The sequence below is a fragment of the Arthrobacter sp. BB-1 genome, assembly GCF_006151685.1.
Taxonomy (GTDB): Bacteria; Actinomycetota; Actinomycetes; order Actinomycetales; family Micrococcaceae; genus Arthrobacter.
In genome coordinates, this window is the sequence record NZ_VDEV01000011.1 from 86259 (window position 1) to 107531 (window position 21273).

Sequence of the window (21273 nt, forward strand, 5' to 3'; positions counted from 1 at the left end):
TTAGCTCAGTTTTTGCCGAGCTTCCGGGTCTCACGAGGAGCACAATGCAGTTCCACGTGGAGCAGCTTCGAGGCCTTCAGCCGGTCACGCTGCTGTCCACCTTCCGTGCCGAATAGACGTGGGTCACTGACAGGTGCAAGGGTGGACGGGTGGATGCCGACATCAACTTCTATTTCGACCCGGTCTGCCCTTTCGCCTGGATGACCAGCAAATGGGTGCGGCAGGTGCAGGCGCAGCGCCGATACACCGTGGACTGGCGGTTCATCTCGCTGCGCCAGATCAACGCGGCGGTCGACTACGACGCCCATTTCCCGCCTGAGTACGAGGCCGGACACACGGCCGGCCTCCGGCTTCTGCGCGTGGCGGCCAAGGCCCGTGGGGAGCATGGCCGCCAGTCGATCGCGCGGCTGTACGAGGCATTCGGCACGCACATCTTCGAAGCCGCCCCGGACAGGGACAACCTGCCTGACGAGCGCGCGGTGCGTGAGCGGCGCGGGACGCGTGAGTTTGTGGAGCCGATTCTCGCCGAGGCCGGCTTGCCCCTGGCGCTGGCGGAGGCCCTGGATGACGAGTCCTGGGACCGGGAGATCCGGCAGGAGACGGATGAGGCGTTGGGGCTGACGGGCAAGGATGTGGGCACGCCCATCATCCATTTTGAGCCGCCCGCCGGGGTGGCCTTCTTCGGGCCGGTGATCAGCCGGCTGCCGGACGAAGAGTCCGCCGCCGAGCTGTGGGACCACGTGGTGGGCCTGGCACGGTTTCCCGGGTTCGCCGAGCTCAAGCGCAGCCTGCGTGAGCAGCCGCAGCTGCCCGCCTTCGGAGTCACCGCCGGCACAGTCGGCACGCAGGAAGACTGGCACGGCGGCAGCCGGCGGCAGAAGAAGTGACCCTCAATAAGAAGTGACTCTTAGTAAGGATGGACCCATGAACCAGATCAGCACCCGCCAGTACCAGGAGTCCGTTACCGTGCAGGCGTCTGCCGAGACGGTCTACGACCTGGTCGCCGACATCACCCGGACCGGCGAGTGGAGCCCGGTCTGTACTTCGTGCTGGTGGGACGACGAGGACAGTGCCGGCCAGGTTGGTGCCTGGTTCACGGGGCGCAACGAACTGCCCCACAGGACGTGGGAGACGCGCTCGCAGGTGGTGGCCGCCGAGCGCGGCCGCGAGTTCGCCTGGCTGGTGGGCGGCAAGTTTGTCCGCTGGGGCTTCACCATGGCTCCGGCTGATACCCGGACGATGCTGACCGAGTCGTGGGAATTCCTGCCGGACGGGATAGCCATGTTCAAGGAGAAGTTCGGCGACGACGCCCCCGCCCAGATCGCCGACCGCACTGAGCAGGCGCTGGACGGCATCCCGAAAACGCTCGCGGCAATCAAGCGGATCGCCGAGTCAATCCCTGCATAGCAGGCTGGGGTTCTTTCAAGGCACGACGATGGCACTCGCCCCAATGAGGTCGGCTGCCTGACGCTGTGCCGGCTGCTGGTCAACCCCTCTGGTTCCGTCCGAAGGGGCAGCGCCGGTGGTCAGGAGAATTGGCGTACCCGGGTCCAACCGGGGTCGGGAACGTGTTGGGTGGCTGCGCCGGCGGAACGTGCAGCGGTCTCGATGGCGTGGCGTCCATTCTGGTCATCCGAGTCGGAGTAGTAGTGCAGCAGCCTCTCCCCGGCTGCTGTTTCATGGGCTACCAAAATCCCTCGTCTTCCCAGGGCTGCAGTGACGGCATCCTCAATCGTGCGAAGTCTGTCGAGGGCCTTCGGTGTAGGCAGCCCGTCCTCCCGCTGGTTTTCATACGTAAGGCGTACTTGGGTATGAAGGTCCAGGAGAGGGTGGTCGATCCAGCGCAGCGGCCTACGGGAATTGACTAGCATTCTTTCGCCGGCCGGGGTTGTCCCTTGCAGCAGAACCCATCTATCGGTCCGTGCCTGGGAGGCCATGTGGTTGATGGCCTCCCTAAGATCCGAGGCGGTCGCGGTGGCGGCCTGCCCGCTGGGGATCGCATTGATGGTGCCCACCCACCGTTCCACCCCGTCCTCGCCGAGAATCCAATCGAGGACCAGGAAGGACACCTGCAGGGGCTCGTCGTCCAGCATGTCCACAAAGGCTGGATGAAAAACCTTGATGTCCAGGCACTCCCTGTCCGGGTCCGGGTTTAGCTCGAAACGGATTTCTCCGAGGTGAAGCTGGCGGCCGTTGATGTCGAGGACGTTGTCGAGGACACCGGCCTGCGGCTGCCGGGCCGCGGCGTACTCCCAAGTTTCATCCGAAGCCGGTGCCGCCCGTAGCCACTGTTCTGCAATCCGGCGCAAGCCCGCATCGCCTTCGGAACTGACAACGAGGAGATGGCGGGACACCTGCCCCTGTGCGGTGTCCCAGGCAAGGTCCGGGTGAATGGTTGCGAGCTGCTTGCTCATGGCGTGGGGCAGATTCCCCCACTCGCCGGTTGCCGCAGCAGTACTGAATGCCGTTCTGCCTTCCGCTGCCCACCACTGCCAAAAGCCTGTGATGGGATGCGAGGTAACCGGACTTGCCTTGCGCTTGAAAAACCCCATGTTCTCCCCCCTGCTCGCCGTCGTTATGCCGCCGTGCATGCATTTGCTCCCGGGGCATTTGGTCCTCAGCCTAGATCGCAAGGCTGTGGGGTGCCTACCCTAGACGCGGCGTCTGGCAGGAATGCATCGACTGCATTACGGAAAGGTGGCCCGCCCGGGCTGCGATGAGGCACTTGGCCACGTAGATGGGCCCGTTGCCCGGACCTGGCGAGTGCCGGAGCTTGCGTTTGTTGGACAAGTGGCCTCCGACCCCATTGACGCTGCAAGTGGGGAGGCGTAGAACGGCAACTACGGGCATCCCAAGGGCGGTCATTTGGCAATGAATAATGTCATCGCTTACCTCGACACGTCGACTGTGCATGCCGGTCGGATTGGGGAACTTAGACCCGCAATGGCAGAACTCGCCGCCTTTGTCGAGGCCAACGAGCCGCGAATCATCTTGTACTCCGTGTATTTCACCCCGGACGAATCGACTATGAGCGTCCTCCACGTGCATCCGGACATCGCGTCGCTGGAGCTCCACCTGAAAGTGGCAGGGCCAAAATTTCCGCCGATTGCGCCGTTCATCACCATGGAAACGATCGAGATTTTCGGGCACCCAACTCCGGACGTCACTGCCCAACTGGTGGCCAAAGCGAAGCTACTTGGACACGGAACGGTGATCGTCCGGGAGCTGCACGCCGGTTTTGCGCGGACGCTCCAGAATCTTGCGGGAACCTAAACAGACCCTGGGGGCTTTAGGAACAAGGTATTTTTCGCGGGTTTCGAGGTAGTTGTCCTCATACGTGTAATCGAGCTCCACTAGCGCCGGTGCGGCACCTTGCGGGCGGGTGAGCCGGCGCGGGTGGCGCTGTTGCGCACAACGAGGGTGGGTGCGATTGGCGTACGGTCCACGTCCCGTCCTTCCATCGCACCAAGAAGCACTTCCACGCTCATAAGCGCCAGGGCGTTGAAGTCCTGGCGCACGGTGGTCAGGGGCGGCAGGAAGTAGTCGGACCCTTCGATGTCGTCGAAGCCAACGATGCTGACATCCTCCGGGACACGGACGCCGCTTTCGGCGAAGGCGCGGATGACCCCCAGGGCGGTGTGGTCGCTGGCGGCGAAGATGGCCTGGGGGACCTTTTTCTCCCGGGCGAGCCGGAGGCCGGTTTCGTAGGCCCACTTGGGGCTCCAGTCACCCTTCAGGCACAGCCCGGGCTTGAGCCCGGCGTCACGGAGCGTAGCCTCCCAGCCGCGCTTGCGCACCCGCCCGTCGAACCAGTCCATGGAGCCGGCGAGGTGGGCGATATCCGTGTGGCCAAGGTCGATGAGGTGCTGGGTGGCCAGCCGGGCCCCGAGTTCCTGGTTTTCGGAGTAGGTGAAGACGTTTGGGGTGGATGATGCTCCGGCGGCGATCATCTCCACTGGCACGCGGAAAGAGGCATTCCAGACGGCGGCTGCCATCTCCACCAGAGGGGCAATGACAATGATTCCCCCCACGCCGGTATCGTCCAGGGTGTCCAGGGCTGCCTGCACGGACTCTTCGTCGGGTTTCTCGACACTGATGACGGTTGTGGCGTAACCCTTCTTGCGGGCGACGTTCTCGAGGGCCATAAGTGTCCCCACCGGGCCGAACCGGGGGGATCCGTCAGACAGGATGCCGATGGACGTCGACCGGCTGGTGACCAGCGCGGTGGCTGCCCGGTTCCGGCGGTACCCGATGTCCTTGATGACCTGCAGAACCCGCTGGCGCGTTGCAGCGCTCACGTCCGGTGCGTCGTTGAGTACCCGGGAAACTGTGCCGAAAGAGACCCCGGCCACCTGGGCCACATCGTTGATAGTGGGCTTCCGGCGCACCAGGGCGTCCCGTAGCTTCTCGTTCGCCTCGCGGGGAACCGCCATGCCTGCCACGTTTTCTCCTGTCTTGCACCTCCCGGACCGAACCCATGGGTTCCGTGCGTTTTCAATCTTACGACGACCCGATGCCCCAACGGGGCCGGAAGAATCGCTTCCTGTGACCCTTGACACCCTTCTCCGTAAACGTTTACGATAGTGTCCGTAAACGTTCACGGTAATCTCGTAAACGCTTACGGAGGCAGCGCATTCAATGAGGAAAGGAGCGGGATGGCTGACAGCATCGCCTACGCACTCGCGCTCGATCCCAGCACTGGGCTTCGACATGTGGACCAAGCACAGTGGGCACATTTGGAAGAGCTCCTGAGGGATACGGCGCCCAACGATCTTGCCGCCGCTGTCCGCACCTTCGTCTCCGCCGGTTCCTCGGCCGTCGTCGGAATCTTCGATGGCAATCTCCTCTGGGCCAGCCTGGTTGTTTCCGTGGACAACTCCGGCGCACCCCAGTCCGTGTCCACCATTGACGGCCCGATGGCCCAATCGGGCGGGGAAATGGCCAAAGCCGCAGGCGAAGCGGTGCGGTGGGTCCAAGCCCATCAGGGGCCCTGTTCGCTGGGCCTCTTCGTCGACAAGGTGCACGCAGAGGCGCTCCTCAGGGCTTCAGACAAAGCCGCCGCCCTGCGCACAGCCTCGGCAGCCGGCGGACTCGTCCTCTCGCCGGTTCCCCCAGCCCTGGCAGTGGCGCTCGCCTGATCCATCGCAGGCATCCACCCCATCCATCCACCCAAAAGCACTGGAGAACAATGATGATCCGCAGGCTTCCCATCGTGGCCCTGGCCGCAGCCCTGTCACTTTCTGTCGCTTCCTGCAGCAGTTCAACAACGGCCACATCAAACGCCCCCGACGCCGGCGTTTCCGAGAAGGCCCAGCAGGCCCTTGACAAGATCAAGGGGCAGGTCCTGAGCAAGGGCCCCAACGGCGAGACGCCCTCCCCGGCGTCCGTCGCGGACCTGACTCCCGAAGAGATCGCGAAGGTCAAGGGACTCAACGCCAAAGCCGCAATCGTGATGCACTACGGCGGCAACGACTGGGCCAACGCCCAGGTGAACGGGCTCAAGAGCGAATTCGAAAAGCTCGGGATCAAGGTCATCGCCACCACCGACGCGAACTTCAAGCCGGACAAGCAGGTCTCGGACATCGAGACCGTCATGACGCAGGATCCGGACATCATCGTTTCCATCCCCACGGACCCCGTGGCCACCGCCTCCGCATACAAGAAGGCCGCCGAAGCGGGAACGAAGCTCGTCTTCATGGACAACATCCCCCAGGGACTGACCGCCGGCAAGGACTACGTCTCCGTTGTTTCCGCTGACAACTATGGCAACGGCGTCGTCTCTGCGCACCAGATGGCCAAGGCGCTTGGTGGCAAGGGCAAGATCGGTCTTGTCTTCCACCAGGCCGACTTCTTCGTCACCAAGCAGCGCTACGACGGCTTCAAGGAAACCATCACCAAGGAATACCCGGACATCAAGATCGTCGAGGAAAAGGGGATCGCCGGTCCGGACTTCGCTGGAGACGCCCAGGCAGCCGCCAACGCCATGCTGAGCAAGTACCCCGACCTGGGCGGCATCTGGGCCGTTTGGGACGTTCCCGCAGAGGGTGTCATGGCTGCCGCCCGTGCCGCCGGCCGCCCGGACCTGAAGATCGCCACGGAGGACCTCGGCAAGAATGTCGCCATCGCACTGGCCAAGGACGAACTCGTCGTCGGCCTCGGAGCGCAGGTTCCGTTCGACCAGGGTGTGACAGAGGCGCGGCTGGCTGCCGGCGCGCTCATCGGCAAGGAAGCACCCGCCTACGTGGCGCTGAGCGCCCTCCCGGTGGACCACTCCAACGTCCTGGAAGCCTGGAAGCAGGTCTACCACGAGGACGCCCCGAAGGACATCCAGGACTCCTACAAGCAGTAGCCAAGACCCGACGGCGCGGGGGCCCCGCCCCCGCGCCACTCCGAAAGGGCAACCATGAACACCGCAGACAATGTCGTCGAAATGCGCTCGATCTCCAAGGGCTTCAACGGCGTTTCCGTGCTGAAGGACGTCAGCTTCGACGTCCGGAAGGGCGAGGTCCACGCACTCGCCGGCGGCAATGGCGCCGGGAAGTCCACGCTCATGAAGATCCTCCAGGGCGTCTACCAGGCAGACGCTGGAGAGATCCTCATAGGCGGGAAGCCGGCCGCCATCAACTCGATCCAGGACGCCAAGGCCGCCGGGATCGGGATGGTCTTCCAGGAATTCAGCCTGGTACCGAGCCTGACCGTTGCACAGAACATCTTCCTCGCTGCCGAACCGCTCGGCAGGGGCGGGCTTATCGACGACCGCACCGCGGTGAAACGGGCCAGGGAGGTCTTCTCCGAGATGGAGGTCGACGTCGACCCCCGCGCGGAGGTCTCCCGGCTCGGCACTGCCTACTGGCAGCTGACCGAGATCGCCAAGGCCCTGGCCCAGAACGCCCAGGTCCTGATCATGGACGAACCCACTGCCAGCCTGGCCCGGCACGAGTCCGAAGCGCTCTTCGAACTGATCGACCGCCTCAAGCAGCGCGGCATCTCGATCATCTACATCTCTCACCGCATGGACGAGGTGTACCGGCTGGCGGACCGGATCACCATCCTCCGCGATGGCCGCCACCTCCTCACCGCGCCTCTGACGGACGTCACTCCCGAGCAGATCGTTGAAGGCATTGTTGGCAAGAAGATCGAAGGCCAGCTTTCCTACCGGGAGCGGGACCACGTGGCCCACGATGGCGCGCCGCTGCTGGAAGTCCGCGGGCTTAACGCCGGGAACCGGGTGCGGGACGTTTCCTTCACGCTCCGCCCCGGCGAAATCCTCGGCCTGGCAGGGCTGATGGGAAGCGGACGCACCGAGCTGGCCCGTGCCCTCTTCGGCATAGACAAAGTGGACAGCGGTGACGTCCTCCTGCGGGGCAAGAAGGTCAACCTTGCCTCTCCACAGCAGGCCATCAACGCCGGCGTCGCCCTCATCCCGGAGGACCGCAGGGCCCAAGGCCTCGTCCTGGAGCACTCCGTCCAAGACAACCTGCTCCTGCCGCTGCTCGGACAGATCCAGCGGGGACCACTCCTTGACGGCGGCAAAGGCAAGGAATTGTCCTCGTCACTGATCAAGAGGTTCGCAGTCAAGGTGGCCCACCCCAACCGTCCGGTGCGGCTCCTCTCGGGCGGCAACCAGCAGAAGGTGGTTATCGCCAAGTGGCTGGGCACCGATCCGGACATCCTGATCCTGGATGAGCCCACGGCCGGCGTCGACATCGGCACCAAAAGCGAAATCCTGGACATGATCCGCGAGCTGGCAAGTGCCGGCAAAGCCGTCATCGTCATCTCCTCCGAGTACCCCGAACTACTCGCGGTCAGCGACCGCGTCCTCGTCCTCAAGGACGGCTCCATCATCCGCGACATTCCCCGCAGCGATATCGCTGACGAGGAATATCTCCAACTTGCAGTCCAGGGAGTCTGAACAGTGAGCAAGGCAAACACCATCGCGCCCCGGGACACCGCGGCCCGCAATTTCGGCACCGTCCTGAAAGAACTCGACTGGCGGCGCTACGTCATCTACATCGGCTTCGTCGTCGTCTTCATCTTCTTCGCCATCCTCCTGCGCGACCAGGGCTTCCTGTCGCCCAACAACCTGCTGAACATCTTCCGGCAGACCGCCACCATCACCGTCATCGCCGTCGGCATGACCTACGTGATCGCATGCGCGGAGATCGACCTGAGCGTCGGATCCGTGGCCGGTCTCTCCAGCGTCTGCACCGCGATGGCGCTGTCCCAGTTTGGCCTGGTCCCCGGGATCCTGGCGGGCCTCGCCGTCGGACTGGTGGTCGGATCCATCAATGGCGCGCTCGTCAGCCTCCTCGGCATCCCGTCCTTCCTGGTGACGCTCGGCATGCTGGGGATAGCGGTCGGCGTCGCCCAATGGATCACAGCCTCGGCACCCCAGCCGATCCTGAACGATACCTTCAACATGCTGTTCGGATCCGGCAACTTCGGCCCCGTTCCGGGGCTGGTGGTCTGGAGCGCCATATTTGTTGCCATCGGCGCCGTAGTCCTGAACCGCACCCGGTTCGGCCGCCAGGTCCTGGCCACGGGAGGCAACCGCAACGCAGCGGACTTCACCGGCATCAACACCAAGCGCATCAAATTCCAGGTCCTCCTTATCTCGGCCATGGCGGCAAGCGTCGCCGGCATGCTCTACGCCGGCCGCCTCCAGTCCGGCCGGTTCCAGTGGGGATCGGGAGACGAACTCTCCGCAATCGCCGCCGTCATCCTGGGTGGAACCAGCCTCTTCGGCGGATTCGGCTCCATCATCGGCACCCTCTTCGGTGCCCTGCTGATCGGCCTGATCAACAACGGGCTGATCCTCGCCGGACTCGACAGCAGCCAGCAGCAGGTTGTCCGTGGCGCCATCATCATCCTGGCCGTCGCCATGGCCCGGAAGAAGTAGCACACATGATCTTCAACCCTTCTTCGGCTCCTGAAAGGCAGAAGCAATGAAACTCGGTTACTGTTCCATCACCTGGGGCGGCGTGGTGGGCCACGCCCAAGGCGTGACGAGCGTCAAGGACCTCTTTTACCTCACCCACGGTTCCATGAAGGACGCCGTCCAGGACATCGCCTCCGTCGGCTACGAGGGTGTTGAGATGTTCGACGGCAACCTCGCGGAATACGCGGAGAAGCCAGAGGAGCTCAAAGAAATCCTGAGCAGCTCCGGAGTCTCCCTGACAAGCGTGTACACGGGGGCGAACTTCATCTACGCCGACATCCTTCCCGACGAGCTGCACCGGATCCACCGGGCTGCCGAGCTGGCCGCGAACTTCGGAGCTGAACGGCTCGTGGTTGGCGGGGGAGCACGGCGCGCGGCCGGAACCACTGAAGAGGACTACCGCCGCCTCGGCAGCGCCCTGGACAGCGTCACGGACATCGCCGAAAGCTTCGGGCTCTCGGCGAGCTACCATCCACACCTGACCACCATCGTGGAGAGCCCGGACGAGCTGGACAAGCTCATGCCGCTCACGCGGATCGGGTTCTGCCCCGACACCGCCCATCTTGCAGCCGGCGGAGCAGATCCCGCCGCGGTCATCCGGAAGTACCCCGACAGGATCCGGCACGTCCACCTCAAGGACCTCCGGAAAGACCCATTTTCCTTCCTGCCCCTGGGCCAGGGGGAACTCGACTTCCCGGACATCCTCGCGGCAATCCGGGAGAGCGGCTACGACAGCTGGCTCATGGTCGAACTGGACGGCTACGACGGGGATCCCCGGGAAGCGGCCGAGATCAGCAAGAAGTACCTCGAGCAACTCCTCTGACCATCCAACCCACCAGGGACGGCCAATGCAGGCATGTCCCGCCTTTTCCGAAAGGAACCTGATCCACATGCAGAACCTCAACGTCGGCCTCATCGGAGGCGGCTTCATGGGCAAAGCCCACTCCCTGGCTTATGCCGCCATGCCCATGTTCTTCTGGCCCGCCCCGGCCCTGCCGGTCCGCAAGGTCATCGCTGAAGCCAACCCGGAACTGGCTGCCGAAGCGGCCCGCCGCTTTGGCTTCGAGAACTCCACCTCTGACTGGCGCAGCATCATTGACGATCCGGACATCCACGTCGTAGACATTGCCACGCCCAACCACCTCCACGCCGAAATCGCGATCGCCGCGGCCGAGGCAGGCAAGCACATCATCTGCGAGAAGCCCCTTGCCCGCACGGGCGAGGAATCAAAAGCCATGTATGACGCAGTCAAGGACAAGAACATCGTCCACATGGTTGCCTTCAACTACCGGCGCACCCCGGCTGTAGCGCTGGCCAAGAAGTACATTGAGGAAGGCGCCATCGGCCGCATCCTCAGCTTCCGAGGCACCTACCTGCAGGACTGGAGCGCGGACCCCAACTCCCCGCTGTCCTGGCGTTTCCAGAAGTCGATCGCGGGGTCCGGGGCCTTGGGCGACATCGCCACACACGTCATCGACATGGCCCGCTACCTCGTGGGCGAGTTCAGTGCCGTCAATGCCGTCCTCTCCACCTGGATTCCGGAGCGGCCGCTGCAGACCGGCGGAGCCGACGCGCTCGGCACCGTACGGGGCGGGGAGGGCCCCAAGGGTCAGGTCGACGTCGATGACGAGGTCATGACCATGATCCGCTTCGCCAACGGCGCCGTAGGATCCGTGGAAGCGACCCGCAACGCCCACGGCAGGAACAACTACATCACCTTCGAAATCCACGGAACCGAAGGCAGCATCGTCTTCAACTACGAACGACGCGACGAACTGCAGGTGGCTTTCGCCTCCGACCAGGCCGACCGGCGCGGGTTCCGCACCGTCTACACCGGGCCCGCGCACCCCTACGGAGAAGGCCTCTGGCCCATCCCGGCGCTCGGCATCGGCTACGGCGAAACGAAGATCATCGAAGCGCATGACTTCTTCAAGGCCATCGCGGAAGGCGGCAGCGTGAGCCCCAGCTTCGCCGACGGCTACCAGGTCGCCCTGATCGACGACGCGATTGTCGAATCGGCGGCCAAAGAATCCTGGGTTGAGGTTCCGCAGATCACCGCGTGATCTGAGGGGAGGGACGGTGAACAACCGTCCCTCCCTTTTGGCTGTCCATACAGGGGCCGGGAAAACGTCCGGGGTAGCCGCTCACACGCCGTAGATGTTCCTGCGCGCCTCGGCGTAGCGTTCCCGGACGCCGACGCCCCAGTCGCCCTCCGGCTCGTAGCAGGCTTCGATGCTGCGCTTCCAGTCCGGCAGTTCTCCTGTGGCTGCCCAGGCAGCCTGCTTCGCTGCGCCGAGTGCGACGTACTCCCTGCTTTCCGGGACCTCGACGGGCAGGTTGAAAATGCTCGCCGCCGCCTGGCGGAGGGACTTCGACCTGGAGCCGCCGCCAATGAGGAGGACTCTGTCCGGAGTGCCGCCGGACTGCTTCATGACGTCGATGCCGTCAGCCAAGGAATTGAGCACGCCCAGCACGGAGGCGCGGGCAAGGTTCTCCGCGGTCATGTTGCTTCTGGTCAGGCCGGCCAGGCTTCCGCTGGCATGCGGAAGGTTGGGGCTCCGCTCGCCGTCGAGATACGGAAGGAACGTGAGCCCGCCGGCGTCGCTTTCCGCGTCCAGCGCCAGTGCGTCCAGTTGTGCCAGGTCGACGCCGAGCATGGACGCGGTGGCAGCCATGACCCGGGCGGAGTTGAGCATGGCAAGCAGGGGCAGGTGGCCGCCGGCGGCGTCCGCGAATCCTGCGATGGCACCGGTGTGGTCCGGCATGGGCGAGGGTGCGGTGGTGAAGACGGTTCCGGACGTGCCGATGGAAACCACCACCTCGCCCGGGCGCAGGCCCAGCCCCAGCGCTGCCGCCGCGTTGTCCCCGGCACCGGCGGCGAGGACGGCGCCGTCGATGCCCCATCCGCTCCGGACCGTTCCCGCCCGCTCATGCGACGCAACAATGCGCGGAAGGCGGGGAACGCGGCCGAAGAACCGCTCAAGCAGATCCGTCCGGTAACTGTCCGTCACGGGCGAGAAATAGCCGGTACCGGACGCGTCACTGCGGTCGGTGGTGAATTCGCCGCCCAGGGTCCCGTTCAGCCAGTCGTGGGGGAGTACAACCTGGTCAACCCGGTCCGCCAGCTCCGGCTCGTTCTGCGCGAGCCAGGCGAGTTTGGAAATGGTGAAAGACGCCACCGGAACCAGGTTGACGGCGTCAACCCACGCCTCCGCGCCCAGCTCGTCCCGCAGCCTTGCCGCGTCCGCTGCGCTACGGGTGTCGTTCCACAGCAGCGCATCGTGGACGGGGGTGCCGGTACTGTCGAGCGCCACCATTCCATGCTGCTGGGCGCCGATGCCCACCCCGGCAACGGAAGCGCCCAGCCCGTCGATGCCGGCGGCATGCCATGCCTCGCGCAGCGCGGAGGTCCAGATTCGGGGGTCGACGGCGGTCCGGTCAGGGTGGGCCGCCGCGCCGGCAGCCACAACATCTCCGCTGTGCGCCTCCACCGCGAGGACCTTGCATGACTGGGTGGAGGAATCAACCCCGACCACAATGCTCATTGGCTGTTCTCCTTATCCATTAGGTCAGCAAGGGCCCGCGCCAGCGGGATATCAACAATCAGCGTGGTCACGAATCCGGCCCTGGCAACCGCCCGCACTGCATCTGCCCGTGCTGTTCCATGCGACACGGCAATGACCTTCGGAGTCCGCTGCAACTGCTTGACGGTGACGGCGATGATTCGTTCGTCCAGCCCCGATTCGACAGGGAAACCTGCTGCATTGAGCAGCCGCCCCGAACATTCGGCGACGGCGCCGGCTTCCACCGCGGCCTCCCTCACCTCGGCTTCCGCCCGTTCCCAGACTGTGGAGCCGCCGCTCTTCCAGGCGCCGATGGCTACCACGGCCAAGTCGAGCGAATCCGCCTTCGCCAGGGCGCCCGCAATCTCTGGCTGGCGCCGCAGGCCAGCCGCCGTCGTCGGGTCTTCCACCACCAGCGGCGACCACAGGGGCCACGTGAGCCCGCCGCTCGCGTGCCCCAGCCGCTGGATCAGCTCAAGCGGATTGCTTTCCCCTTCACTGGGGAGGGCCCCCGCGAGCTGGACAATGTCGCACCGGGGAAGGTCCCGGACCAGCATCGAGGCCACGTCCAGGATCCGGGACCATGACATCCCCAGCGTCCCGCCTGCAGGCGCCTGCCGCGAGACCTCGGCGGCGGCAGCCTTCGCCAGGATGCCGCGGGCCTGGTCCTCGTCGCCGGAGGTGGAATCGGCCACGATGACCTCACGGATCCCCAGCCAGGACTCCAGTTGACGGATCTCCGCGGCGGAGACGTGGGAGGGGAAGTGCACCTTGATTTCCACAATGCCGCGCTCACGGGCCTCGGTGAGCAGCCGTGCCACCTGGAACCGCGAAATGTCGTGGCTGACCGCGATTTCTACTTTGGAGCGGTTCTCCAGGTAATACTCGCTGCTTACGCGGGCCAAGAGTTCTTCATGGGAATGCTCGGACATGTGCTCACCTCTTCTCCATCTGATCATTTGAGAATGCCGTCTTGCTCAAACGAGTATATATGACTAGAGTCACAGAACAGATGAGCAGAATTGGTTGCTCATATGAGCAACAACAGATACATCCTGACTTTTGAGCACAAAGGAGTTCTTATGCGTCCCAAGATGCGCGCGGCCTCGATGGCTGCCGGTGCCCTTTGCATCGCACTCGCTGCCTCAGCCTGTGCCGGTGCCGGCGCTGGATCCAACGCGAATGACCCGAACAGCATCAACGTCCTGATGGTGAACAACCCTCAGATGGAGGACCTGCAGCGGCTGACCGCGGCGAACTTCACCCGGGAAACGGGCGTCAGGGTCAACTACACAGTGCTGCCGGAGAACGACGTCCGGGCCAAGATCAGCCAGGAGTTCTCCAGCCAGGCCGGCCAGTACGACGTCGCGTCACTGTCGAACTACGAGATTCCCTTCTTCGCCGCCAACAACTGGCTGGCGCCGCTGGACAGCGTGGCCGGGGACCCGAAGTTTGACCAGGCTGACATCCTGCCGGCCTACACGGCGTCCCTCACCGGTGAGGATGGCAAGCTGTACGGCGAACCGTTCTACGGCGAGTCCTCCTTCCTGATGTACCGGAAGGACATCCTGGAGGCCAAGGGCCTTGCCATGCCGGTGAAGCCGACCTGGGACGACGTCGCTGACATAGCGGCGAAGGTAGACGGCGCGGAACCGGGCATGAAAGGCATCTGCCTGCGCGGTCAGCCGGGATGGGGCCAGGTCTTCGCGCCGCTGACCACCGTGGTGAACACGTTCGGCGGCACCTGGTTCGACAAGGACTGGAACGCACAGGTCAACTCCCCGGAATTCACCGCGGCGGTGGAGTTCTACACCAAGCTGGTCCGCGAGCACGGTGAATTGGGTGCAGCCCAGGCCGGGTTCACCGAATGCCTGAACAACATGAGCCAGGGCAACGTGGCCATGTGGTACGACGCAACGTCCGCCGCCGGCGCCCTGGAAGCCGAGGACTCCCCGGTCAAGGGCAAGATCGGCTACGCACAGGCACCGGTGAAGGAAACAGCCTCTTCCGGCTGGCTGTGGACCTGGTCCTGGGCCATGCAGGCCGCCTCCAAGAAGCAGGACGCCGCCGGGAAATTCATCGCCTGGGCCAGCTCAAAGGACTACGAGGAACTCGTCGCCTCCGAGCTCGGCTGGGCCAAGGTCCCGTCCGGCAAGCGCATTTCCACCTACGAGAACGCCGAGTTCCAGAAGGCAGCCCCGTTCTTTGAAGCCGAACGCTTCGCCATCGAGAACGCCGATCCCAAGAACCCCGGCGCGCAGGAACGACCCGCCGTCGGCATCCAGTTTGTGGGTATCCCCGAGTTCGCCGCCCTGGGCACAAACGTCTCCCAGGGCATCAGCTCCGCCATCGTGGGCCAGGGCACCGTGGCCGAGGCGCTGGCCAAGGGCCAGGAAGCCGCGCAAAAAGTCGGCAACAAGTACAAGCAGCCCTAATCGAACCGCAGGAGAACATCATGACTACCGCAACGGCGCGCATCTCCCGCCCGGGACGCAATGCAGCCACCCCCTCACGAGACGCCAAGTCGCGCGAACGCGCCCTGGCCTGGGCACGGCGGGCACCGCTGCTGCCGGCCCTGGTCTTCCTTATCCTGGTCACCCAGCTTCCGTTCGTGGTGACCCTGATCATCTCGTTCATGAACTGGAACAGCCTCAGCCCGGACAAGACCGCCTTCGCCGGCCTGGAGAACTACGCCACCGTCCTCATGGACCCTGACCTGCGCCAGGCCATCTTCACCACCATCCTCCTCACCGTCTCCGTAGTGCTCATCAGCCTGCTCATCGGCCTGGGACTGGCCCTGCTGCTGGACAAGAAGTTCATCGGCCGCGGCCTTGCCCGGACCCTGCTGATCGCCCCGTTCCTGGTGGTTCCCGTGGCAGCGGCCCTGATCTGGAAGCATGCCCTGCTCAACCCCACCTACGGGCTGATCAACGGCGTCCTGACCTGGGTCTGGTCCCTGTTCGGCAGCGCCACGGCACCGCAGCTGGACCTGCTCTCACAGGCACCCATGATGGCCGTGATCCTCTCCCTGGTCTGGCAGTGGACGCCGTTCATGATGCTCATCCTGTTGGCCGGCCTGCAGTCCCGCCCCATGGACACCGTGGAAGCCGCCCAGATGGACGGCGCCACCCCCTGGGCGATCTTCCGCCACCTGACCCTGCCGCACCTGCGCCAGTACCTGGAACTCGGCGGACTGCTCGGAGCCATCTACATCGTGCAGAACTTCGACGCCGTTTTCACCCTCACCGCCGGCGGACTGGGCACCGCCAACCTGCCCTACGCCATCTACCAGACGTTCTACTTCGCCAACGAATACGGCCTGGCATCCGCCGCCGGGGTCGTGGTGGTCATCGGCACCATCATCGTGGCCACCTTCGCACTCCGCACCGTCTTTTCACTCTTCAAGAAGGAGGCAGCACGATGAGCACCCTCACCCCCACCGCACCGCAGAGCACACCTCCCGGCCCCACCGCGCTGAACACCGGCCGCGCCCCACGTCGTCGCGGCAAGGCACGCATGGACCCCACCCGCAACAACACCGCCGCAGGCATCGCTGCCTGGCTGCTCGCACTGCTCTTCGCAGTCCCGGTCCTGTGGATGATCCTCACCTCGTTCCACTCCGAGACCGACGCCGCAACAAATCCGCCCTCGATCGCCGCGAACCTCACGCTGGATGCGTACCGGGAGTTCTTCGGCGAAACGTCCGGGGTCAGCCCGTGGCCGTCGCTGATCAACTCCACCACCGCCTCGGTCCTGTCCACCGTCCTGGTGCTGCTGCTGGCCTTCCCTGCCGCCTACGCGCTGTCCATCCGGCCGGTGAAGAAGTGGACGGACGTGATGTTCTTCTTCCTCTCCACCAAGATGATGCCCGTCGTGGCCGCTATCCTGCCGCTCTACCTCTTCGCCAGGACCGTGGGTGCCTTGGACAACATCTGGTTCCTGATCCTGATGTACACGTCCATGAACCTGCCCATCGCGGTCTGGATGATGCGCTCCTTCCTGGCCGAAGTCCCGGAGGAAATGCTGGAGGCCGCCCAGATCGACGGCGCCAACCTCCTGCTGATCCTCCGCAAGATCATTGCTCCTGTCGCCATGCCCGGCATCGCCGCCACCGCCCTGATCTGCTTCATCTTCAGCTGGAACGAACTTCTTCTGGCCCGCGTTCTCACCGGTGTGGTGGCGGGCACCGCTCCGGTCTTCCTGACCGGCTTCGTCTCAGGCCAGGGCCTCTTCCTCGCCAAGGTCTGCGCCGCCGCTGTCGTGATCTCGCTTCCGGTGCTGTTCGCCGGTTTTGCCGCCCAGGACAAGCTGGTGCAGGGACTTTCCCTCGGGGCCGTGAAATAACCGCCGCCTGCACGTGGCCAGCAATGTCAGCACCCATTCCTGAGGATCACAATCGATGACAACACCAACTACCCACTATCCTGCGGCCGACCAGCGCCACCTGCCGCCCACCATGCGCGCCGCCGTCCTGAAACGCCAGGGCGAGATGGCCATGGAAACCCTGCCCGTGCCTCGGCTGCAGCCCGACCAGGTTCTCGTGCAAGTGGCCGCCGTCGGCGTCTGCGGCAGCGACGTCCACTACTACGAGCACGGCCGGATTGGCGACTACGTCGTGGACCACCCGCTGATACTCGGCCATGAACTTTCCGGCCGGATCGCCGCCGTGGGAAGCGCTGTGGACCCTGTCCGCGTCGGCCGGCGCGTCGCCGTCGAACCCCAAAGGCCGTGCCGCACCTGCAGGCAGTGCAAAGCCGGCCGCTACAACCTCTGCCCGGACATCGAGTTCTACGCAACGCCCCCGGTGGATGGTGCTTTCGCCGAGTACGTCACCATTCAGTCCGACTTCGCCTACGACATCCCGGACAGTGTCAGCGACGAGGCCGCCGCGCTGATCGAACCCCTCTCCGTGGGCCTGTGGGCCTGTGAACGCGCCGGGATCAAGCCGGGCAGCCGGGTCCTGATTGCCGGCGCCGGGCCCATTGGCATCATCGCCGCCCAAGCCGCCAGGGCGTTCGGCGCCAGCGAAATCTACATCAGCGACATCGCCGAAGACCGGCTCGCGTTCGCCCTTGAACACGGGGCCACGCACACGCTGAACGCGCGGACAGACAGGGTGGAAGGGCTCGACGTCGATGCGTTCATTGACGCTTCCGGCGCACCCGTGGCGGTCCGTTCCGGCATTAAGGCCGTCGCACCCGCTGGCAAAGTCATCCTGGTCGGCTTGGGTGCTGATGACGTGGAATTGCCCGTCTCCTACATCCAGAACCGCGAGATCTGGCTCTCCGGCGTCTTCCGCTACACGAATACCTGGCCGCTCGCGATCCAGCTGATCGCTGACGGAAAGGTGGACCTGGACGTCCTGGTCACCGGCTGGTTCGCGCTCGCCGAATCAGAAGAAGCGCTCAAGGCCGGCAAGCAGCCCGGCCAGCTCAAAGCCATCGTCTACCCGGGCCGCTGACAGCCGGACCGGAAAGGAAAATCACATGCAATTACTTACAGCATCAACACTGGCAGAACTCCCGGCAAACCTCGGCAAACCGGCCTATGATCGGTCGGCTCTGACGGCCGGAATCGTCCACTTCGGCGTCGGCGGCTTCCACCGCGCCCACCAGGCCATGTACCTGGACCAGCTGATGAATGCCGGCCTGGCACACGACTGGGCAATTTGCGGAGTGGGAGTCCTGCCCGGCGATGCCCGCATGAAGGAGGTCATGGACAAACAGGACTGCCTCTACACGCTCGTGGTGAAGAACCCGGACGGAACCCGGGAAGGCCGCGTCATCGGTTCGATCATCGAGTACCTCTTTGCCCCCGACGACCCCGAGGCCGTCATTGAAAAGATGGCGTCCGACGCCGTGCGGATCGTCTCGTTGACCGTCACCGAAGGCGGGTACAACTTCCACCATGTCACCGGCGACTTCGACGCCGACAACCCCGATGTGGTCCACGATCTCCAGCCTGGTACCGCACCACGCACCACTTTTGGACTCATCACCGAAGCCCTGCGCCGTCGTCGTGAACGGGGACTGGAGCCCTTCCCCATCATGTCCTGCGACAACATCCAGGGCAACGGCGACGTCGCGCGGAAGATGTTCACTGCCTTTGCCGCATGCAAGGACCCCGCCCTCGGCGCCTGGGTCGCGGAAAACGTACCGTTCCCCAACAGCATGGTGGACCGCATCACCCCCGTCACCACCGGCGAAGACCGGAACGCCATTGCTGCGGAATATGGTGTGCAGGACGGATGGCCCGTGGTTTGTGAGCCCTTCGAGCAGTGGGTGCTCGAAGACCACTTCAGCCTGGGACGGCCGCCCTTCGAAAAGGCCGGTGTCCAGGTCGTGGACGACGTGGAGCCCTATGAGCTGATGAAGCTGCGGCTCCTCAACGCAAGCCATCAGGGCATGTGCTACTTTGGCTACCTCGCCGGCTACCGCTACGCCCACGAGGTGGCCCAGGACCCGCTGTTCGCGCAGTTCCTTCTGGACTACATGGACAAGGAAGCAACACCGACGCTGCACCCTGTGCCGGGAATCGACCTCGAGAGCTACAAGCGCACCCTTATCGAGCGCTTCTCCAACGAATATGTCCGTGACACCCTGGCCCGCCTTTGTGCCGAGAGCTCTGACCGGATCCCGAAGTGGCTCCTGCCCGTGGTGCGCATCAACCTCGAGAACGGTGGAGAGATCAAGCGGTCTGCCGCCATTGTCGCCAGTTGGGCCCGCTATGCCGAAGGGACCGACGAGCAAGGCAACCCGATCGATGTGGTGGACCGGCTCAAGGACACCGTGATGGCCGCCGCGGCACGCCAGCGCCAGGAACCGCTGTCCTTCATTTCAAACCGCGACGTCTTCGGCGATCTGGTGGATGACGCGAGGTTTGTTGCCGCCTACTCCGAGGCCCTGGCGTCGTTGAACAAGCACGGTGCCAGAGAGACGCTCCGGAGCCTCCAGGCCTGACACCACGAGCGGACCAGCCGGCCGGGATTGACCCGGGTGGGGTCAGGACTGGAACTGCTGGATCACCGAGAGGTGTCCGGCGCGGGCCGAGACCAGGCATTTGGCCAGGTAGAAGGGCCGGTTGCCGTTCCGCACGTACTGCGTCAGGACCAACACCGGGTCCGAGGGGCGGAGGTCCAGCAGCTTCGCGCGGCTGGGCCCCACCTGGCTGAGGCTGATCTGGCACTCGCCCGGCCCCGCTATCCTGCCCAGCTGTTTGTTGAGCGCGGCAAGCAAGGTGGTGCCGCCGTCGTCCTCTATCTCCAGGGGCTCGGCGGCGCCCTTGCCGAAGCTGACCGGCTGGGCTGTGACGTTCTCCTGGAGGTGGGCGATCGCCTCGCCGTCGCGGATCAGGACCGATTCCCAGAGCCAGCAGTCGGTGCCGGGCTCGACGCCGATGCCGGGGGCGACGAATTCTGAGGCCGCCTGGCGGACCACCTGGGTGCGTTTGACCTCCACCTGCTGGCCGGGGCTGCCGAGGACGTCCTCGAACGGCTGGATGCTCTCGATGCCAATGCGGGGGAGCGTGTCCGAGACGAAGCGCCCGACGCCGCGCCTCGCCCTGATGAGCCCGTCCTCCTCAAGCAGCATGAGGGCTTCGCGGACCACCGTGCGGCTGACCTTCATGTCCGCGCCGAGTTCCGTTTCGGTGGGGATCATGGAGCCGGGCGTGAGGAGGCCGTTGCGGATGGCTTCGGCGATCCGCGAGTACACCGCGACCCGCAGGGGAGCGCCGGGATGGGCGGCCACCGGCTGGGACAGGAACCGGGCGGCGTCCTGGAGCACGTTATGCCTCGCTTGTTTGTAGTTGGTCCGGAAATTCCAGCCTAATCCACGTCTGATGCGTTTGTTGGACAAGCACGTGTTGCTGACGGTGCGGGAGGGCTTCCGTACACTGGGACCATGGTCTCCCGTATCAGCGAACTGGTCCTCAACTGTGCCGATCCTGAACTCCTGGCGGGGTTCTGGAGCGGGGTCCTCGGCTATGTCGAGCTGGACCGGGAGGACGGCGCCATCGAAATCGGCCCGCCGGACGCCGGGTTCGGCGGCCTGCAGCCGACCATCATCCTGAGCCCGAGCAGCAACCCGCGGAACGGACGCCTGCCGCTGCACATCGACGTCAACCCCGTGGACCGGGACCAGGACGCCGAGCTGGAGCGCCTGCTGGCCCTGGGGGCCCGCCCGGCCGACGTTGGGCAGACCGGCGACGAGCAATGGCACGTCCTGGCCGATCCCGAGGGCAACGAGTTCTGCCTCCTGCGCAGGCGGCTTGGCCCCTGACCTGGGGGCCCCGTGCTGCACGGGCGGCATGCATCTTGAAGGGAGGAGGAAGCATGAAAGCCTTGGTTTCGGTCTCGCTGGCGGAGTTGCTTGTGCAACTCCTGGCAGCGCGCAGGGCCCTCCGTGACCGGATCCCTTACGACACACCCTTCATGAACGGAAAGCCGGAGAACGTCGCGCGCGATATGTGGACTGTTGGCAGCGGGCTCTCGGCACCCTGGCCAGTACTGGCTGCCCACGCGGCAGGCACCGTTCTACTCATGGTTAGGCCCCGGCAGGGGCTCAAACGGGCCATGGGCTGGCTGGGTTCGGTCTACATCCTGGGCATCCTCTGGGAGCGTGCCAGCCGCGAGTCATTCCAGCACCCGGACAAGGAAGACACTCCGCTGATAGCCGGGGGCCTGGCCCTGTCCGTCGCGATGGCAATGCTGGGGTTGGGCGGCCGGAGGGCGTTAACACCGCGGCCTTAGCCGCCGGGTGCGGTTAACGCCAC

Annotated in this window: 21 protein-coding genes; 16 read left to right on the forward strand and 5 right to left on the reverse strand. The window is 64.8% G+C overall.

What is annotated here, in order from left to right; genetic code table 11:
* Positions 1–149 precede the first annotated feature (149 nt).
* On the forward strand, positions 150–887 hold the full coding sequence (locus FHJ30_RS05875) for a hypothetical protein (protein WP_139028373.1): 738 nt from the start codon (positions 150–152) through the stop codon (positions 885–887).
* A gap of 37 nt (positions 888–924) precedes the next feature.
* On the forward strand, positions 925–1407 hold the full coding sequence (locus tag FHJ30_RS05880; RefSeq protein ID WP_139028374.1) for an SRPBCC family protein: 483 nt from the start codon (positions 925–927) through the stop codon (positions 1405–1407).
* 119 nt (positions 1408–1526) lie between these two features.
* On the opposite strand, the gene FHJ30_RS05885 is transcribed toward FHJ30_RS05880, so the two are convergent.
* Positions 1527–2414: a DUF695 domain-containing protein gene (locus FHJ30_RS05885; RefSeq protein WP_171058940.1), complete on the reverse strand. Its 888-nt coding sequence runs from the start codon at positions 2412–2414 to the stop codon at positions 1527–1529.
* Between the two features lie 529 nt (positions 2415–2943).
* Here FHJ30_RS05885 and FHJ30_RS05890 point away from each other — a divergent pair.
* Complete coding sequence (locus tag FHJ30_RS05890; RefSeq protein ID WP_228405479.1) at positions 2944–3273, forward strand: hypothetical protein; 330 nt, start codon at positions 2944–2946, stop codon at positions 3271–3273.
* 80 nt (positions 3274–3353) lie between these two features.
* Here FHJ30_RS05890 and FHJ30_RS05895 read toward each other — a convergent pair whose 3' ends face one another.
* Positions 3354–4433 carry a LacI family DNA-binding transcriptional regulator gene (locus FHJ30_RS05895; protein WP_139028442.1) on the reverse strand — a complete coding sequence of 360 codons (1080 nt, stop codon included), beginning with the start codon at positions 4431–4433 and terminating at the stop codon, positions 3354–3356.
* Between the two features lie 222 nt (positions 4434–4655).
* Between FHJ30_RS05895 and FHJ30_RS05900 the strand changes: the two genes are divergently transcribed.
* The 6 genes from FHJ30_RS05900 (at position 4656) to FHJ30_RS05925 (ending at position 11001) form a co-directional block, all read left to right on the forward strand.
* Positions 4656–5138 carry a hypothetical protein gene (locus FHJ30_RS05900; RefSeq protein WP_139028377.1) on the forward strand — a complete coding sequence of 161 codons (483 nt, stop codon included), beginning with the start codon at positions 4656–4658 and terminating at the stop codon, positions 5136–5138.
* A gap of 50 nt (positions 5139–5188) precedes the next feature.
* A complete protein-coding gene (locus FHJ30_RS05905; RefSeq protein ID WP_139028378.1) occupies positions 5189–6349 on the forward strand; it encodes a substrate-binding domain-containing protein in 1161 nt (386 codons plus the stop codon).
* A 54-nt stretch (positions 6350–6403) separates the two neighbouring features.
* On the forward strand, positions 6404–7912 hold the full coding sequence (locus FHJ30_RS05910) for a sugar ABC transporter ATP-binding protein (protein ID WP_139028379.1): 1509 nt from the start codon (positions 6404–6406) through the stop codon (positions 7910–7912).
* A gap of 3 nt (positions 7913–7915) precedes the next feature.
* Entirely contained in the window at positions 7916–8899 is a 984-nt protein-coding gene (locus tag FHJ30_RS05915; RefSeq protein WP_013600194.1) for an ABC transporter permease, read from the forward strand.
* A gap of 46 nt (positions 8900–8945) precedes the next feature.
* Positions 8946–9761 carry a sugar phosphate isomerase/epimerase gene (locus tag FHJ30_RS05920; protein WP_139028380.1) on the forward strand — a complete coding sequence of 272 codons (816 nt, stop codon included), beginning with the start codon at positions 8946–8948 and terminating at the stop codon, positions 9759–9761.
* A 67-nt stretch (positions 9762–9828) separates the two neighbouring features.
* A complete protein-coding gene (locus FHJ30_RS05925) occupies positions 9829–11001 on the forward strand; it encodes a Gfo/Idh/MocA family protein (RefSeq protein ID WP_139028381.1) in 1173 nt (390 codons plus the stop codon).
* 81 nt (positions 11002–11082) lie between these two features.
* On the opposite strand, the gene xylB is transcribed toward FHJ30_RS05925, so the two are convergent.
* Entirely contained in the window at positions 11083–12483 is a 1401-nt protein-coding gene (gene xylB, locus FHJ30_RS05930; RefSeq protein ID WP_139028382.1) for a xylulokinase, read from the reverse strand.
* Positions 12480–13433: a sugar-binding transcriptional regulator gene (locus tag FHJ30_RS05935; protein WP_171058941.1), complete on the reverse strand. Its 954-nt coding sequence runs from the start codon at positions 13431–13433 to the stop codon at positions 12480–12482. Before FHJ30_RS05935 ends, xylB begins: the two co-directional genes overlap by 4 nt.
* A gap of 150 nt (positions 13434–13583) precedes the next feature.
* Between FHJ30_RS05935 and FHJ30_RS05940 the strand changes: the two genes are divergently transcribed.
* From FHJ30_RS05940 to FHJ30_RS05960, 5 genes are read left to right on the forward strand one after another with little or no spacing between them, the layout of a single operon-like run.
* Positions 13584–14936, forward strand: coding sequence for a sugar ABC transporter substrate-binding protein (locus FHJ30_RS05940; protein WP_139028384.1), 1353 nt, complete (start codon positions 13584–13586; stop codon positions 14934–14936).
* Between the two features lie 20 nt (positions 14937–14956).
* Positions 14957–15925: a carbohydrate ABC transporter permease gene (locus FHJ30_RS05945; RefSeq protein ID WP_139028385.1), complete on the forward strand. Its 969-nt coding sequence runs from the start codon at positions 14957–14959 to the stop codon at positions 15923–15925.
* Positions 15922–16845: a carbohydrate ABC transporter permease gene (locus tag FHJ30_RS05950; protein WP_139028386.1), complete on the forward strand. Its 924-nt coding sequence runs from the start codon at positions 15922–15924 to the stop codon at positions 16843–16845. Before FHJ30_RS05945 ends, FHJ30_RS05950 begins: the two co-directional genes overlap by 4 nt.
* 55 nt (positions 16846–16900) lie before the next feature.
* Entirely contained in the window at positions 16901–17962 is a 1062-nt protein-coding gene (locus FHJ30_RS05955; RefSeq protein ID WP_139028387.1) for an NAD(P)-dependent alcohol dehydrogenase, read from the forward strand.
* Positions 17963–17987: 25 nt separating this feature from the next.
* Positions 17988–19460, forward strand: coding sequence for a mannitol dehydrogenase family protein (locus FHJ30_RS05960; RefSeq protein WP_139028388.1), 1473 nt, complete (start codon positions 17988–17990; stop codon positions 19458–19460).
* Between the two features lie 42 nt (positions 19461–19502).
* Here the strand turns inward: FHJ30_RS05960 and FHJ30_RS05965 are convergent, their stop codons facing one another.
* Complete coding sequence (locus tag FHJ30_RS05965) at positions 19503–20285, reverse strand: GntR family transcriptional regulator (RefSeq protein ID WP_139028389.1); 783 nt, start codon at positions 20283–20285, stop codon at positions 19503–19505.
* Between the two features lie 117 nt (positions 20286–20402).
* Here FHJ30_RS05965 and FHJ30_RS05970 point away from each other — a divergent pair, with 117 nt between their 5' ends.
* Together FHJ30_RS05970 and FHJ30_RS05975 are read left to right on the forward strand one after the other, a co-directional pair.
* The gene (locus FHJ30_RS05970) at positions 20403–20780 is read left to right on the forward strand and encodes a VOC family protein (RefSeq protein WP_139028390.1); all 378 of its coding nucleotides are present in this window, start codon (positions 20403–20405) and stop codon (positions 20778–20780) included.
* Between the two features lie 53 nt (positions 20781–20833).
* Entirely contained in the window at positions 20834–21250 is a 417-nt protein-coding gene (locus tag FHJ30_RS05975; RefSeq protein WP_139028391.1) for a hypothetical protein, read from the forward strand.
* Positions 21251–21273: the final 23 nt, after the last annotated feature.

Bases quoted from the DNA above. Each gene is read 5' to 3' on its own strand.
- FHJ30_RS05905 (WP_139028378.1), top strand. From the start codon at position 5,189: ATGATGATCCGCAGGCTTCCCATCGTGGCCCTGGCCGCAGCCCTGTCA.
- FHJ30_RS05950 (WP_139028386.1), top strand. From the start codon at position 15,922: ATGAGCACCCTCACCCCCACCGCACCGCAGAGCACACCTCCCGGCCCC.
- FHJ30_RS05945 (WP_139028385.1), top strand. From the start codon at position 14,957: ATGACTACCGCAACGGCGCGCATCTCCCGCCCGGGACGCAATGCAGCC.
- FHJ30_RS05960 (WP_139028388.1), top strand. From the start codon at position 17,988: ATGCAATTACTTACAGCATCAACACTGGCAGAACTCCCGGCAAACCTC.
- FHJ30_RS05900 (WP_139028377.1), top strand. From the start codon at position 4,656: ATGGCTGACAGCATCGCCTACGCACTCGCGCTCGATCCCAGCACTGGG.
- FHJ30_RS05955 (WP_139028387.1), top strand. From the start codon at position 16,901: ATGACAACACCAACTACCCACTATCCTGCGGCCGACCAGCGCCACCTG.
- FHJ30_RS05910 (WP_139028379.1), top strand. From the start codon at position 6,404: ATGAACACCGCAGACAATGTCGTCGAAATGCGCTCGATCTCCAAGGGC.
- FHJ30_RS05885 (WP_171058940.1), bottom strand. From the start codon at position 2,414: ATGAGCAAGCAGCTCGCAACCATTCACCCGGACCTTGCCTGGGACACC.
- xylB (WP_139028382.1), bottom strand. From the start codon at position 12,483: ATGAGCATTGTGGTCGGGGTTGATTCCTCCACCCAGTCATGCAAGGTC.
- FHJ30_RS05895 (WP_139028442.1), bottom strand. From the start codon at position 4,433: ATGGCGGTTCCCCGCGAGGCGAACGAGAAGCTACGGGACGCCCTGGTG.
- FHJ30_RS05890 (WP_228405479.1), top strand. From the start codon at position 2,944: ATGGCAGAACTCGCCGCCTTTGTCGAGGCCAACGAGCCGCGAATCATC.
- FHJ30_RS05975 (WP_139028391.1), top strand. From the start codon at position 20,834: ATGAAAGCCTTGGTTTCGGTCTCGCTGGCGGAGTTGCTTGTGCAACTC.
- FHJ30_RS05970 (WP_139028390.1), top strand. From the start codon at position 20,403: ATGGTCTCCCGTATCAGCGAACTGGTCCTCAACTGTGCCGATCCTGAA.
- FHJ30_RS05880 (WP_139028374.1), top strand. From the start codon at position 925: ATGAACCAGATCAGCACCCGCCAGTACCAGGAGTCCGTTACCGTGCAG.
- FHJ30_RS05940 (WP_139028384.1), top strand. From the start codon at position 13,584: ATGCGTCCCAAGATGCGCGCGGCCTCGATGGCTGCCGGTGCCCTTTGC.
- FHJ30_RS05920 (WP_139028380.1), top strand. From the start codon at position 8,946: ATGAAACTCGGTTACTGTTCCATCACCTGGGGCGGCGTGGTGGGCCAC.
- FHJ30_RS05935 (WP_171058941.1), bottom strand. From the start codon at position 13,433: ATGTCCGAGCATTCCCATGAAGAACTCTTGGCCCGCGTAAGCAGCGAG.
- FHJ30_RS05925 (WP_139028381.1), top strand. From the start codon at position 9,829: ATGCAGAACCTCAACGTCGGCCTCATCGGAGGCGGCTTCATGGGCAAA.